The 13,854-nt window shown below is 67.4% G+C and carries 15 protein-coding genes and 1 pseudogene; 6 read left to right on the top strand and 10 right to left on the bottom strand.

Annotated features, from left to right (window positions below):
• Positions 1-286 precede the first annotated feature (286 nt).
• Together ERC79_RS16605 and ERC79_RS16600 are read left to right on the top strand one after the other, a co-directional pair.
• On the top strand, positions 287-556 hold the full coding sequence (locus ERC79_RS16605) for a hypothetical protein (protein WP_131579536.1): 270 nt from the start codon (positions 287-289) through the stop codon (positions 554-556).
• 211 nt (positions 557-767) lie between these two features.
• Positions 768-1,175: a Rid family hydrolase gene (locus ERC79_RS16600; RefSeq protein WP_131579535.1), complete on the top strand. Its 408-nt coding sequence runs from the start codon at positions 768-770 to the stop codon at positions 1,173-1,175.
• 154 nt (positions 1,176-1,329) lie between these two features.
• Here the strand turns inward: ERC79_RS16600 and ERC79_RS23575 are convergent, their stop codons facing one another.
• From ERC79_RS23575 to pdxH, 6 genes and pseudogenes are all read right to left on the bottom strand, one after another.
• Positions 1,330-1,695, bottom strand: coding sequence for an FKBP-type peptidyl-prolyl cis-trans isomerase (locus ERC79_RS23575; RefSeq protein ID WP_242676900.1), 366 nt, complete (start codon positions 1,693-1,695; stop codon positions 1,330-1,332).
• 9 nt (positions 1,696-1,704) lie between these two features.
• A pseudogene (locus ERC79_RS23570) lies at positions 1,705-2,055 on the bottom strand (FKBP-type peptidyl-prolyl cis-trans isomerase); the annotation flags it as partial.
• 39 nt (positions 2,056-2,094) lie between these two features.
• Complete coding sequence (locus tag ERC79_RS16590; RefSeq protein ID WP_131579533.1) at positions 2,095-3,393, bottom strand: citrate synthase; 1,299 nt, start codon at positions 3,391-3,393, stop codon at positions 2,095-2,097.
• Positions 3,394-3,450: 57 nt separating this feature from the next.
• Positions 3,451-4,371 carry a carbohydrate kinase gene (locus tag ERC79_RS16585; protein ID WP_131579532.1) on the bottom strand — a complete coding sequence of 307 codons (921 nt, stop codon included), beginning with the start codon at positions 4,369-4,371 and terminating at the stop codon, positions 3,451-3,453.
• Positions 4,364-5,644, bottom strand: coding sequence for an MFS transporter (locus ERC79_RS16580; RefSeq protein WP_131581242.1), 1,281 nt, complete (start codon positions 5,642-5,644; stop codon positions 4,364-4,366). Before ERC79_RS16580 ends, ERC79_RS16585 begins: the two co-directional genes overlap by 8 nt.
• Positions 5,644-6,294: a pyridoxamine 5'-phosphate oxidase gene (pdxH, locus tag ERC79_RS16575; RefSeq protein WP_131581240.1), complete on the bottom strand. Its 651-nt coding sequence runs from the start codon at positions 6,292-6,294 to the stop codon at positions 5,644-5,646. Before pdxH ends, ERC79_RS16580 begins: the two co-directional genes overlap by 1 nt.
• A gap of 287 nt (positions 6,295-6,581) precedes the next feature.
• Here pdxH and ERC79_RS16570 point away from each other — a divergent pair, with 287 nt between their 5' ends.
• The 4 genes from ERC79_RS16570 to ERC79_RS16555 all read left to right on the top strand — a co-directional run bounded on the left by ERC79_RS16570 (position 6,582) and on the right by ERC79_RS16555 (position 10,635).
• Positions 6,582-7,709, top strand: coding sequence for a citrate synthase 2 (locus ERC79_RS16570; RefSeq protein ID WP_131579531.1), 1,128 nt, complete (start codon positions 6,582-6,584; stop codon positions 7,707-7,709).
• A 36-nt stretch (positions 7,710-7,745) separates the two neighbouring features.
• A complete protein-coding gene (serC, locus tag ERC79_RS16565) occupies positions 7,746-8,864 on the top strand; it encodes a phosphoserine transaminase (RefSeq protein WP_131579530.1) in 1,119 nt (372 codons plus the stop codon).
• 164 nt (positions 8,865-9,028) lie between these two features.
• On the top strand, positions 9,029-9,871 hold the full coding sequence (sepH, locus tag ERC79_RS16560) for a septation protein SepH (protein WP_131579529.1): 843 nt from the start codon (positions 9,029-9,031) through the stop codon (positions 9,869-9,871).
• A 5-nt stretch (positions 9,872-9,876) separates the two neighbouring features.
• The gene (locus tag ERC79_RS16555) at positions 9,877-10,635 is read left to right on the top strand and encodes a hypothetical protein (protein ID WP_131579528.1); all 759 of its coding nucleotides are present in this window, start codon (positions 9,877-9,879) and stop codon (positions 10,633-10,635) included.
• A gap of 12 nt (positions 10,636-10,647) precedes the next feature.
• On the opposite strand, the gene ERC79_RS16550 is transcribed toward ERC79_RS16555, so the two are convergent.
• From ERC79_RS16550 to ERC79_RS16535, 4 genes are all read right to left on the bottom strand, one after another.
• Positions 10,648-10,926, bottom strand: coding sequence for a DUF2537 domain-containing protein (locus ERC79_RS16550; RefSeq protein ID WP_131579527.1), 279 nt, complete (start codon positions 10,924-10,926; stop codon positions 10,648-10,650).
• On the bottom strand, positions 10,923-11,729 hold the full coding sequence (locus tag ERC79_RS16545; RefSeq protein ID WP_131579526.1) for an RNA methyltransferase: 807 nt from the start codon (positions 11,727-11,729) through the stop codon (positions 10,923-10,925). Before ERC79_RS16545 ends, ERC79_RS16550 begins: the two co-directional genes overlap by 4 nt.
• A gap of 104 nt (positions 11,730-11,833) precedes the next feature.
• On the bottom strand, positions 11,834-12,526 hold the full coding sequence (locus ERC79_RS16540) for a DUF4386 family protein (RefSeq protein ID WP_131579525.1): 693 nt from the start codon (positions 12,524-12,526) through the stop codon (positions 11,834-11,836).
• 275 nt (positions 12,527-12,801) lie between these two features.
• Positions 12,802-13,842: an NAD(P)-dependent alcohol dehydrogenase gene (locus ERC79_RS16535; RefSeq protein ID WP_242676604.1), complete on the bottom strand. Its 1,041-nt coding sequence runs from the start codon at positions 13,840-13,842 to the stop codon at positions 12,802-12,804.
• Between the last annotated feature and the right edge of the window lie 12 nt (positions 13,843-13,854).

The following is a 13,854-nucleotide window of genomic DNA, read 5'->3' as shown; positions in this document are numbered from 1 at the left end:
CTGTTTCCGCGGAACGTACTCGGACAGGCCCGAAACGCGACTTCATGGCGCCGGGCGGAAAAGTCGATCACCTGATACCGCACCCCGCGACCGTGCGGGCCGGACCTGCATGGCAATTTCGGCTGTCGCGTAGGCAATTGACAGGTGCGTCAATTTCAAGGTCGGTGCCGGCTTTCGGCGGAATTCCATTGCTGCCAGCGTCGCCTTTCCCCATTGAGGTTGGAATCCCGGAGATTGGACCCTACTCTGATGGAAACTGCATCGAGCCTGGTACCGGGAGCTAGTCATGATGGTCGTGGTAGGCGTGGCGCTAGCCGCGTTGGCATATGTCGTCGCGGCCGCTGCAATGAACTGGATTCGAAGACCGAACCGCGAGCCTTGGATCAGAGGAACTGGTTGGGTGCTGCTGCTGGTGGCGCTCGGTGCTCTTGTGTGGTTCGTTGCGGTTCCCCCCAGGGACAGCGCCTTCCTGATCGGGTTCTTGATAGTCGCCTTTCTGCTATCTCTCCTGCACCAGGGGCTGCTCAAGTTACGCAATCGGCGCGTGCCCACCTGACGATCACTCGCCGGTCGATGTGACCTTCGAGATGGGTGGCGGCGATTCTTCAGATGTAAGTGGCGAGGAGCGGGCCTATGCGCGCACCGATCTCGAACATCCACCCCGCAGTACCAGCGGAGGCACCCCAGTAGCACGTAGACGTCACCGGGTGCCGCTGTGAGAGGCTGGAACGGTTCAAACCCACCGCCAAGAAACGAGAAAGAGAATCGTGCCGAAGGCAGTCACCCTCATCCATTCCAACTCGCTCTCCTCGGCTGCGGAGTACGCCTACGCCGCGACCGCTCCAGCGGACGCACGCCTGATTTTCCTGGCAGGCTCGTGTCCCCTGAACATCGACGGCTCCACCGCTGGTGTAGGCGATTTCGCCGTGCAGGCCGCGAAGTGCATCGAGAACATGAACACCGCACTCGGCGAAGCCGGCGCGAGCATCACGGACGTCATCAGCACCCGCGTGCTGGTCGCCTCGACCAACCAGGCCGACCTTGTGACCGCGTGGGAGGTCGTGCGCGACGCATTCGGTGACCACGATGTGCCCAGCACGCTGATCGGGGTCACCGTCCTCGGCTACGACGACCAGCTCGTCGAGGTCGAAGCCATCGCGGCCGTCCAGGACTGAGCGCCAAGGGAATTCCCCGAGCAGGTCTCGCACCGCTCACCGCAGGTCCGGTTCACCGCGTGAACAACGGCGGATCCGCCGGTCCTGACCCGCGGACGACTCAGGCCCCGCACCGAAGTTCGGTGCGGGGCCTGAGTGCTGTAGCGCTACAAGCTTACTGGGTGCCCAGCAGGTCGATGATGAAGACCAGGGTCTTGCGAGACAGCCGATGGCCGGCACCGGCCGGACCGTATGCGAGCTCCGGCGGAACCGTGAGCTTACGGCGCCCACCGACCTTCATGCCCGGGATGCCTTCCTGCCAACCGGGAATGAGTCGGCCCAGCGGGAACGTCACGGACTCACCGCGCACGAACGACGAGTCGAACACCTCGTTCGTGTCGTACTCGACACCGTGGTAATGGACGTCGACGACTGCGCCCGGCTGCGCCTCGGCACCGTCACCGACCGTGACGTCCTCGACCACAAGCTCGGTGGGGGCCTGGCCCTCGGCGGGCTCGATGACCGGCGGCTTCGGCGGCACGACGACATCGAGCAGGTCGATGACGAACACCAGGGTCTTGCCCGACAGCTCATGACCGCTACCTGCCGGACCGTACGCAAGCTCCGGCGGGATGGTCAGCTGACGACGGCCGCCCACCTTCATCCCCGGGATGCCCTCCTGCCAGCCGGCGATGAGGCCCTGCAGCGGGAAGGTGATGGATTCGCCACGGCCCCACGAGGAATCGAACTCCTCGCCGGAGTCGAACTCGACGCCGAGGTAGTGCACCTCGACCTTGGCACCGGGGGTTGCCTCGGCGCCGTCACCGACAGTGATGTCCTTGATGACGAGTTCGGTGGGCGCGGGGCCCTCCTGGAAATCGATCTCGGGCTTGGTGCTCATGCTGGGGTAATCCGATCAGTCGAATTCGGGAAGGGCCGGTCAGCGACCCGACAGGTCCACGTAGCCACGCTGGGTGTAGCCGGTGTAGATCTGACGCGGGCGGCCGATCTTGGTGGCCGGATCCTCGTGCATCTCACGCCAGTGCGCGATCCAGCCGGGCAAACGGCCGAGTGCGAACAGCACCGTGAACATGCGCGTCGGGAAGCCCATCGCGCGGTAGATCAGACCCGTGTAGAAGTCGACGTTCGGGTACAGCTTGCGCTCGACGAAGTAATCGTCGGTGAGTGCCGTCTCCTCGAGGGTCATCGCAATCTCGAGCAGCTTGTCATCTCCGCCGAGCTTGCTGAGGATCGAGTGCGCCGTCTCCTTGACGATCGCCGCGCGCGGGTCGTAGTTGCGGTAGACGCGGTGCCCGAAGCCCATGAGCTTCACGCCGTCTTCCTTGTTCTTGACCTTGCGGACGAACTCCTTGGCGTCGCCGCCGTTCGCCTTGATCTCGTCGAGCATCTCGAGGACGGCCTGGTTGGCGCCGCCGTGCAGCGGGCCCCACAGCGCGTTGATGCCGGCGGAGACGGAGGTGAACAGGTTGGCGTCCGACGAGCCGACCATGCGGACCGTCGACGTCGAGCAGTTCTGCTCGTGGTCGGCGTGCAGGATCAGCAGCATGTCGAGTGCCTTGGAGATCTCGGGATCGACCTCGTACGGCTCGGCCGGGAAGCCGAACGTCATGCGCAGGAAGTTCTCGACCAGGCTCAGCGAGTTGTCCGGGTAGAGGAACGGCTGGCCGACCGACTTCTTGTACGCGTACGCCGCGATCGTGGGCAGCTTCGCGAGAAGACGGATCGTCGACAGCTCGACCTGCTCCGGGTCGTCCGGGTCCAGGGCGTCCTGGTAGTACGCGGACAGCGCGTTCACGGCGCTCGAGAGCACCGGCATCGGGTGCGCGTTACGCGGGAAGCCGTCGAAGAACCGCTTGAGGTCCTCGTGCAGAAGCGTGTGTCGACGGATCTTGTCCGTGAACGTCTCGAGCTGGGTGTCGGTGGGCAGCTCCCCGTAGATCAGCAGGTAGCTGACCTCGATGAACGTCGAGCGCTGCGCGAGCTCCTCGATGGGGTATCCGCGGTAGCGCAGAATGCCCTGTTCACCGTCGATGTAGGTAATAGCGGAACTGGTGGACGCGGTGTTCACGAAGCCCGGGTCGAGCGTCGTGTAACCCGTGTTGGCAAGGAGCTTGCCCAGCTCGATGCCGTCATTGCCTTCAGTCGCCTTGGCGATGGACATTGTGTGCTCGCCACCGGGGTAGCTGAGTGTGGGTTTGTTGTCATTCTCAGCGGGCACGGAAGGATCCCTCTCAAACTCAGACCAGTGAGTAACTTCGTAACATTCAAGTAGAAACTAGCTGCCCGTGAGCTCCGATGCCCACGGAGGGTCCGCCCCGGGTCGGGAAACGGTGATCGCGGCCACGCGGGCCGCGAACTCCAGGGCGTCCCGCCATTGTCCTTCGTCGAGGCAATCCACCGACTCCGAATCCAGGAGTCCTTCGCGATCGAGCCAGTGCAGCAGGGCGCCGTGCACCGTGTCACCTGCGCCGATGGTGTCGGCCACCGGAACTCGACATCCCGGCACCTGCACGTGGATCCGACGGGTACGCACGCTCAGACCCCGGGGCCCGTCAGTGGTCACCACCGCGGTGACTCCGGCCTCGAGCCACTGGGCGGGAGTGGAGGCATCCGGACCCTGTCCCAACCATTGGACGTCGTCGTCGGAGACCTTGACGATGTCGATCGACGGCACCAGATTCGCGAACCGCCGCCGGTAGCCGTCGGGAAAGACGGCCGGACGGATGTTGGGGTCGACGATCGTGAGCCGGCCCTCGCTGCGGCTGCGGCGCAACAGATCCGCGTAAAGACTCGCACCCGGCTCGAACACCAGCGACAGGGTGCCGAAGGAGACCGCTGCCACCGAGTCCGGCAACGATCCGGGATCGGTGACCAGCCGGTCGGCGGTGCCGCTTGAGTAGAACGTGTACTGCGCGCCGCCGTCCGGGCCGATCCCCGCGACCGCGAGCGTCGTCGGCTCGGGACCCCGCTGAACCCGCGAAACATCGACGCCGGACGCGGCGAGCGCTGTGACGAGCCGCTCGCCGAACGGGTCGGTGGAGACCCGGGAGCAGAGGCCGACATCGCTGCCGAGGCGTCCGAGTGCGGTCGCGACATTGTACGGTCCGCCGCCGAGACGCGCCACGAACTGCGCGTCACCGGTCGGCACGAGATCGACCAGCGCCTCGCCGCACACCAGGATCCGTGGCTCAGACATGCTCCGGCCTTCCCGTCCGACCGACCCGGTACCGCATGAACGCGGGGAACGCGAGCATCGAGACGACCACCCCGATCACCACCAGGATGCCGCCACCGGCGGACGCGACGGCCGTACCGAACAGGAAGGCTGCACCGCCGTGCAGGACGTCGCCGATCCGCGGTCCGCCGGCCACGACGACGATGAACACACCCTGCAAACGGCCGCGCATGTCGTCGGTGGCGACCTGCTGGAGCATCGTGGAGCGCAGCGCCGCCGAGACCATGTCGACCGCGCCGCCGAATGCGAGGAAGCCGAGGGCCAGCCAGAGCAGGATCGGCGTGCTGTCGGGATTCGCGACACCGACGACGACGCCGAACCCGATCATCGCCACACCCCACAACGCGATGCAGATGATCACCGCCCGCCCCTGGTACCGGATCCGCGGCAGCCATCCGGAGAAGACCCCGCCCAGCACCGCGCCCGCCGACATCGCCGCGAACAGCAGTCCCAACGCGAGACCGCCGCCACTCGGGTCTCCGAAGGTGTCCTCGGCGATTTCCGGGAACAGCGCGCGGGGCATGCCGAACACCATCGCGATGATGTCGACCACGAACGACGCCAACAGCACTTTCTGGGTTGCCAGGTAGGCGAACCCCTCCCCGAGGACCCGTAGACCCACGCGGCGCGCTTCCCCGGTCGGCGGCAGAGCGGGCAGCTTGATCACGGCCCACAGCGTCGCGAGCAACGCGATCGAGTCCAGCAGGTAGATCGTCGCGAAGCCCAGATGCGGGATCAGGACACCGGCAAGCAATGGTCCGGCGATGGCGCCGAACTGCATCACCGTCATGTTGAGCGAGTTCGCGGCCGGTAGATCCTTCAGCGGCAGCAGCCGCGGGATGATCGCGCTGCGGGTGGGTGAGTTCACCGCGAAGAACACCTGCTGCAGCGAGAACAGGCACAGCAACAGCCACACGTTGTTCGCGCCGGACGCGGCCTGCAGCCACAACAGCACCGACGTGCCGATCAAGCCGTACGTGGTGATGATGATCAGCTTTCGCCGATCCATGACGTCGGCCAGTGCGCCGCCCCACAACCCGAACAGTACGAGCGGGACCAGACCGAACAATCCGGCAAGGCCCACGTACGCGGAGTTGCCGGTGATCGCGTAGATCTGCACCGGCACCGCGACGACCGTGAGCTGGCCACCGACCACGGTGACGATGCCGCTGGTCCACAGCCGTCGGAAGTCGGGGTTGCGCAGCGGTGTGGTGTCGGCGAGTAGCCCCCGCATCATGGCTGGAGACGCTCGACGGTCCAGCCGCCGTCGACGAGCCGGGTCCGGATCCGGTTGTGCATCCGGTTGGGCCGGCCCTGCCAGAACTCCACCGACTCGGGTCGGATCCGGAATCCGCCCCAGTGCGCCGGCACCGGAATGTCGGTGTCGACGCCGAATCGCTCACCGGCTTGCACCAGCGCCGCCTCGAGGTCGGCGCGCGAATCCACCGGCCGGGATTGCCGAGACGCCCACGCCCCCAGCTGGGATCCACGGGGACGGCCGTTCCAATAATCGGACGTCGTTTTCTCGCTGGTTCTTTCCACGGGGCCGCGGACGGTGATCTGGCGGGCCAGCGGAATCCAGGTGAAGGTCACCGATGCGTACGGTGTGGCCGTCAGCTGGCGTCCCTTGTCGGACTCATAGTTCGTGAAGAACAACACACCGTCGGCGTCCATCCCCTTGCACAACACGGTCCGGGTGCACGGATGTCCGTCGGCGTCGACGGTGCCCAGCACCATGGCATTGGGCTCGGGCAGTGCGACCTCGACCGCGTCCTCCACCCACCGCCGGGCGAGCGGTAACCAGCCCTGGTCCAGCCAGGACGGCTCCAGATCGGGCTCGACGATCGGACGCTCCGGCCCGATCTCGCCATAACTCACCCGCATGGCGGACAGGTCGGACTTCGGGGAAATCCGGCGTTGTGAATCTGATGACACAAGCCCAGAGGCTACTCGCAGGTACGCGCTGGCCAGCCGCACGGTGACACCCGCTAAGGTTTGAGAACCAGGCCCGTTCCAAGCGAGGATCCATGCAACGATTCCGCAGGGCAGGGGGTTGTCGATTGCGCGAACCGTGCGGCTGCTCATCGATGCACGCATGCGTCGCTGTAGTTGAAGGCTGAGGCAGTGCAGCTCTGATCGGGCGGCACTCGGATGAGGAGAGTCCACGAGCAATGGCACCTAGCGCTGCGGTACCCGAGGATTTCGTCAGCGGCCTGGAAGGCGTCGTCGCCTTCACCACTGACATCGCCGAACCGGACAAGGACGGCGGCGCGCTGCGTTACCGCGGCGTCGACATCGAGGATCTGGTGGGCAACCGGGTCACGTTCGGCAACGTGTGGGCGCTGCTGGTCGATGGCCGTTTCGGCCCCGGGCTGCCCCCGGCCGAACCGTTCCCGCTGCCCATCCACACCGGCGACGTCCGCGTCGACGTGCAGGCAGGCCTCGCAATGCTCGCGCCGATCTGGGGCTACCAACCGCTGCTCGACATCGACGACGAGACCGCCCGCGAGCAGGCCGCACGCGCCTCCGTCATGGCCCTGTCCTATGTGGCGCAGTCGGCGCGCGGCATCTACCAGCCCGCCGTACCGCAGAAGGTCATCGACGAATGTTCCACCGTCACGGCCCGTTTCATGACCAGGTGGAAGGGTGACCCGGATCCGGCCCACATCGAGGCCATCGACGCCTACTGGGTCTCAGCCGCCGAGCACGGCATGAACGCCTCCACCTTCACCGCCCGCGTCATCGCCTCCACCGGCGCCGACGTCGCGGCTTCGCTCTCCGGCGCGATCGGCGCCATGTCGGGCCCGCTGCACGGCGGCGCCCCGGCCCGCGTCCTGCCGATGATCGAGGAGACCGAGCGCACCGGCGACGCCCGCGCGCTGGTCAAGGGCATCCTTGACCGCAAGGACAAGCTGATGGGCTTCGGTCACCGGGTGTACCGGGCCGAGGACCCCCGCGCCCGCGTGCTCCGCGCCACGGCCAAGCGCCTCAACGCCCCCCGTTACGAGGCTGCCGCCGCTCTCGAGCAGGCTGCGCTGGCCGAACTGCGCGAGCGCCGGCCGGACCGCGCGATCGAAACCAACGTCGAGTTCTGGGCTGCCGTGATCCTCGACTTCGCCGAGGTTCCGGCGCACATGATGCCCGCGATGTTCACGTGCGGCCGCACCGCCGGCTGGTGTGCACACATCATGGAGCAGAAGCGTCTGGGCAAGCTCGTCCGCCCTGCCGCGATCTACACCGGGCCCGAGCCCCGCACCCCCGACTCGGTCGAGGGCTGGGACCAGATCTCGCACAGCTAGACCCGTCACCACAACCGAGAAGGACACCTCGCACCGATGAGCACCCCGATCATCCCCGCCGACCTCAAGCCCATGGACGGCCGCTTCGGTTGCGGACCGTCGAAGGTCCGCCCCGAGCAGCTGCAGTCCCTGGTCGACGTCGGCGCCTCGGTGTTCGGCACCAGCCACCGGCAGAAGCCCGTCAAGGACGTCGTCGCCCGCGTACGTGCAGGTCTGCGCGATCTGTTCTCGCTGCCCGAGGGCTACGAGGTCGTGCTCGGCAACGGCGGCTCCACCGCGTTCTGGGACGCAGCCGCGTTCGGCCTGATCCGTGAGCGTTCGCAGCACTTCACGTACGGCGAGTTCTCGTCGAAGTTCGCGTCGGTCGCGAAGAACAACCCGTTCATCGGTGACCCGATCGTCGTCTCGAGCGATCCGGGCACCGCGCCGGCGATCGTCGCCGACGGCTCCGTCGACCTCATCGGCTGGGCGCACAACGAGACCTCGACGGGTGTCGCCGTGCCGGTGACCCGCCCGGCCGGCTCGGAGAATGCGCTCATCGCGATCGACGCCACCTCGGGTGCCGGCGGCCTGCCCGTCAATGCCGCCGACGCCGACGTCTACTACTTCGCGCCGCAGAAGTGCTTCGCCGCCGACGGTGGCCTGTGGATCGCGCTGATGAGCCCGGCCGCGCTCGCGCGTGTCGCCGAGATCAAGGACTCGGGCCGCTGGACCCCGGATTTCCTGTCGCTGCCGATCGCGGTCGACAACTCCACCAAGGACCAGACCTACAACACGCCGGCGCTCGCGACGCTGCTGATGTTCGAGAACCAGATCGCGTGGATGAACTCGAACGGCGGTCTGGACTGGACCACCGCGCGCACCAAGGATTCCTCGGACCGCCTGTACTCGTGGGCCGAGGCCTCCGAGTACGCGACGCCGTTCGTCGCCGATCCGGCATACCGCTCGCAGGTTGTCGGCACGATCGACTTCAACGATGACGTCGACGCGGCAGCCGTCGCGAAGATCCTGCGCGCCAACGGCATCGTCGACACCGAGCCGTACCGCAAGCTGGGCCGCAACCAGTTGCGGATCGGCATGTTCCCGGCGATCGACCCCGAGGACATCAGCCAGCTGACCAAGAGCATCGACTGGGTCGTCTCCCAGCTCGGCTGAACTCGACAGCACCCCAGCCGAGGGGCGGGCACGCGTCACGTGCCCGCCCCTCGGCTCGTTCTCGGACGCCGACAGTCCCATGCGTGTCTCCCCTGCACATGGGTCACAAATGAATTACAGTCGACAACGGCGTGATCGCGAGTCGGCGCGATAAGGAGGACAACGTGCGGGAGCTGCGAGTAATCGGTCTCGAGCCTGGCGGCGCGCATGTGGTGTGTTCTGATCCAGACACCGGCGAAAAGTTCCGGCTCCCAGCCGATGACAAACTCCGCGCGGCCTCCCGCGGGGACATTGCTCGACTCGGCCAGATTGAGATCGAAATGGACAGTCAGCTCCGCCCCCGCGAAATCCAGGCCCGGATTCGCGCCGGCGCATCCGTCGAGCAGGTCGCCGAACAGGCTGGCGTCCCACACTCCAAAGTCGAACGTTTCGCCTACCCGGTCCTCCTCGAGCGCGGCCGCGCCGCCGAGATGGCTCGGGCCGGTCATCCGGTCCGGCCCGACGGTCCCGCCGTGCACACGCTGTCCGAGATCGTCACGCAGGCGTTCCGCGCTCGTGGGCACGACATCGACGCCGCCATGTGGGATGCGTGGAAGGACGAGGACGGGCACTGGGTAGCGCAGCTGCAGTGGCAGGCCGGAAGGACCAGCAACGCAGCGCATTGGCGCTACCAGCCGGATGCGCACGGCGGCACCATCACCGCACTCGACGATACTGCCGCCCAGCTGGTGGACCCGGATTTCGGCCGCCCGTTGCGCGGGCTGGCCCCCATCCCGGCGGACGGCATCTACGGCCCCGCAGACCTGGAACCAGACCACGACACCTTCGAGGATTCCTCGATCCTACTGTCGGACAACGAGATTCACGGCGAAATGATCGAGCAACCGGAGCCGGAGCAGCCAAAGCCGGCCCCGCAGCATCCGCACAGCAAGGACAAGCGCGGCAAGCCCGCGCTGCCGTCCTGGGACGACGTGCTGCTCGGGGTCCGGAGCAACGGACGCGGCTGACGCCGATGCGGGACGCCAACGCATCCACGATCTGGTACGTCGACGTCGCCGATCCCGTTTCTGCTCTGCGCCAGGCGGAATGCGACCGGGGCGGCGCGCGGGACCTGGCCGCCGAACTGCATCCAGGTCTCGAGGTCGAGTTCCTCGGCGACGAGCCACTCTCCCGTGCAACCGAACCTGCGGAGGGTGAGGTCTACATCGGCCGCTATCCCGGCGTCACGGTGGTGTGCACCTCCGAGCCGCTTCCGCCAACACCATCAACGATCCCCCAATCATGGACGCGGACAATGGTTTCCAAACGAACCTACCTCTTCGCGTCGAATCCGCACCGTCCGTGGGGCGCTTTCGCCCGATGGGAGGACGGCGAGCTGAAGCACTCGTTCAGCGCCACGTCGGTGCATATCCTCGAGAACCTCGGCGTCCCGCAGGTGTGGGAACGTCCGTACTGGGCCGGTGAGCACCCGGTCCGCCATCCCATCGAGGTGATGCCGGACCCGCAGACCCTGCCGTTCGACCCGATCGAACTCACCGAGGCCGCTCACCATGCGTGGATCGGCTTCCGCCGTCACGATCCGACAGGCGACACAGACCTCGACGCGCTGGCCGTCACGGTATCCCGGTTCGCGGTGTTCCCCCACGACCGGATTCCTGAGTCGGTCCGCCGGCTCGCCGAACAGCAGCAGGCACAATTGGATCCGCCGCAGCCGCAACGCGCCACACGCGAGCGGTCATGGCTCCGATGGCTCCGGCGCCACACGAACTGAACGGCCGGCAGATCAGAGGGCAGAGGCCAGCAGCGCTAGCCACCCTGCGAGTACGCCCGCGGCCGCACCGTAGACCGCCCACCGCCACACCTGCTTACGCCGCCACCGCCATACGGTAGGCGCCGCGCCCCCGACCACTACAACGTTGAACCCGACCGCCAGCACGGGATGGATGCCGGCGAGTGCCGAGCCGAAGGCAACCACGCCCACGAGCGTCACGACGAAGGCGAAGGCACTGACGAGCAACCCCGTGGACCACGGGGCGGGCTCGGGTCCGGCACCAACGGTCACCGCGCCGTCCGGATACGCTCGTAGAAGGCCATCGCCGCAGCCGTCGCGACATTGAGCGAATCGGTACCGGGCGCCATCGGGATCCGAGCGCGCACGTCGGTCGCGCGCATTGCGTGCTCGGTCAGGCCGGGCCCCTCCGCACCGAGGAGTACCGCCACCCTCTCCCCCGTCATCGCCTCCGCCAACGGGACCGCGGACGGGTTGGGAGTCAGAGAAATCAACTGAAATCCACTGTCACGCAATATATTCAGCCCACGAGGCCACTCGGGCACCGGAGCGAACGGCACCCGCAGCACGTGCCCCATCGACACTCGCACCGCGCGGCGGTACAGCGGGTCCGCGCAGCTGGCACCGAAGAGGATCGCGTCCACGCCCAAGCCCGCGGCGTTGCGGAACATCGACCCGATGTTCTCGTGGTCGTTGACGCCCTCGAGCACCGCGACGGTGCGCGCGCCGCGGAGCACGTCGGCGAGGTCCAGCGGCGGCGGCCGGTGAGCGGCCGCGAGCACGCCCCGATTGAGGTGGAAGCCCACCACCTCGGCCATCACCTCCGCTGATGTCCGGTAGAACGGCACATCGACGCCGGCGAGGTCCTCCGAGAGCTCGTCAAGCCGCCGGTCGACACCGAGCAGACTGATCGGGGCGAACCGCGACGCAAGCATCCGCTGAGCCACCAGCACGCCCTCCGCGATCACCAGCCCTTTGCCTTCGGGCAGGTCAGGCCGGCGATCCGACGAGTTGAGATCGCGGAAATCGTCCAGCCTGGGATCGGCTGGGTCTGCTATGTCGATGACGTGAACCACGGATCCATCGTGCCGTATCCGGACCGGCGGCTACCGGGCACTCCCGGCGCCGTCGAACAGTGCTGCGAAATGCGCATCGATGCGTTGGCAGGACGGTCGGCCGTTCAAGCGCGCACCAGCCGTACGCCGGCCGCAAGCAGCCACACGAGCCAGGCGGCGTAACCGGGCATCCCCACGTACAAGAGCGCCGAGCCGTCCGCGATCGCGAGGTTGGCCGCCCCGGCGGCGAGCAGCAGGCCTCCCCCGGCCACGCCGAGCAGACGCTGCCACGGCGGCGTCAGCCGGCTCGTATGCGCCGCCAGCGCAGCACCGATGAAGGTGGTGCCGAGCACTGGCAGCGCCAGCGCGAACGCTGCCGCATGCAGCTGCCAGGCGAGCTCGAACACCGGGCTCGGCTCGGCGAGCTCGCTGGCGGACAGCACGACTCCGATCCACAGAACGGCGTAGAGCGCGAAGATCGCCGAGAAAGTCGCGCCTGCGGCCAGCGCGAGGCGCGACCAGTCCGCTCCCGCACCCCCGCGACGCTTGACGAGCCCGTGGAGACCGGTCACGAACCCGAGCAGCAGCGGCAGGTTCAGCGCCTCCAGGCCGACCGCGATCGCGACCGCGACCCGGTTCTCCGCGTGGAAGGCGAGCACCCTTTCAATCGGGTCCCCGAAGGCGGGCGCTCCGGCCACGACCACCACCGCGTTCTGGATCGCCACCGACAGTGCCAACGCGATCGCCGTCGCGCCGACGACCCGCTCTCGGAGCCCTCGGGTCGAGTTGGTCTCCGCTGTTGCCGCTGCCGCGCTCATTCGGGCTTCTCCCGGTTCCAAAGCTGGTCCAGCCTGCTGCGAGCTTCGCCTGGACCGCCCAGCCGGTCCTCGAGCGCGGTGAGTTCTGCTGTCGGGCTTCGCACGTCGTTACTCCTTCGCTTCAGTCGAAAGGCGGCTTGTCGAGCAGGTTCGGGGTGTTCGTTGCCATGGTCATCGGTTCTTCTTTCGAGAGGACCGGTTCGTCCGCCGGAGCGGCGGTAGGTCTGGGCGCGCAGTGGCGCAGTGTGGCTCGTTCTCGTCCCGTCCTCCGGTCTTCAGATGGTGATCACGACCTTCCCCCGCGTGTGGCCGGCCCCGACGTGGCGGAGGGCGTCAGCTGCTTCGTGAAGGGGGAAGGTGCAGGCGATGACGGGCGTCACCTGTCCGGTCGTGAGCAGGTCGGTCAGGGCGAGCAGGTCCTGGCGCTTCCCCAGCGAGAGGAATGGCTTCAGCTGCTGGCGGGTGAACCCGGAGAGCACCCGCGCTCTGACGATCCGACCGATGGGGCCGAGCCAGCGGCTGCCGTGTCCACTGTTGGGGATGAGGGTGCCGGTGGGTGTCAGCACTCGGCGGACAGCTGCCAGGGGCTGGGCTTCGACGTTGTCGAGGATGACGTCGTAGCGCTTCTCGGTGTGAGTGAAGTCGGTCCTCGTGTAGTCGACGACATGGTCGGCACCCAGCGAGCGGACCAGGTCGATGTTGCCCGTGCTGCACACACCCGTCACCTCGGCACCAAAGGCCTTGGCGATCTGTACAGCGAAGGAGCCCACACCGCCCGATGCGCCCGTGACCAGCACGGCCTGGCCTGGTCGAACCTTCGCGATGTCGCGCAACGCCTGCAAGGCCGTCATCCCCGACGTTGGTGTCGCTGCCGCGTCCGTGACGGATACGTCGGCAGGGACGGACACGAGGTTGTCCGCCGGGACGCAGGCGTACTCCGCGAGCGCTCCAGCGGTGTTCCAGCCGAACACCTTGTCGCCGATACCGAAAGCGGTGACATCGCTCCCCACCGCTGCCACCACGCCAGCGAGATCCCTGCCGGGGATGCCGTGGCGCGGGCGGCGGAGGCCGAACGCCAGGCGCGCCACGTATGGCTCACCGGTCATGACGAAGTAGTCGCCAGGGTGTACCGAGGCCGCGCCGACCTGGACGAGGACATCGCCTGGCCCCGGCAGCGGCCGCTCGACGTCGGAGCACTCGAGCCCCGACGGCGGGCCGTAGCGGTGCTGGACCGCAGCCCGCATCGTTGCCGTGCCGGCCGGACCCACCCCCGGGCCGGGGCGTGCCCCGGCATTCGATCGCCGCTCGATTCCCACGGAAGCCTCCTC

Source organism: Rhodococcus sp. ABRD24, from assembly GCF_004328705.1.
Classification (GTDB): domain Bacteria; phylum Actinomycetota; class Actinomycetes; order Mycobacteriales; family Mycobacteriaceae; genus Prescottella.
The sequence above is the reverse complement of the archived record's forward strand: the minus strand, read 5'-3'. Positions and strand labels throughout refer to the sequence as shown.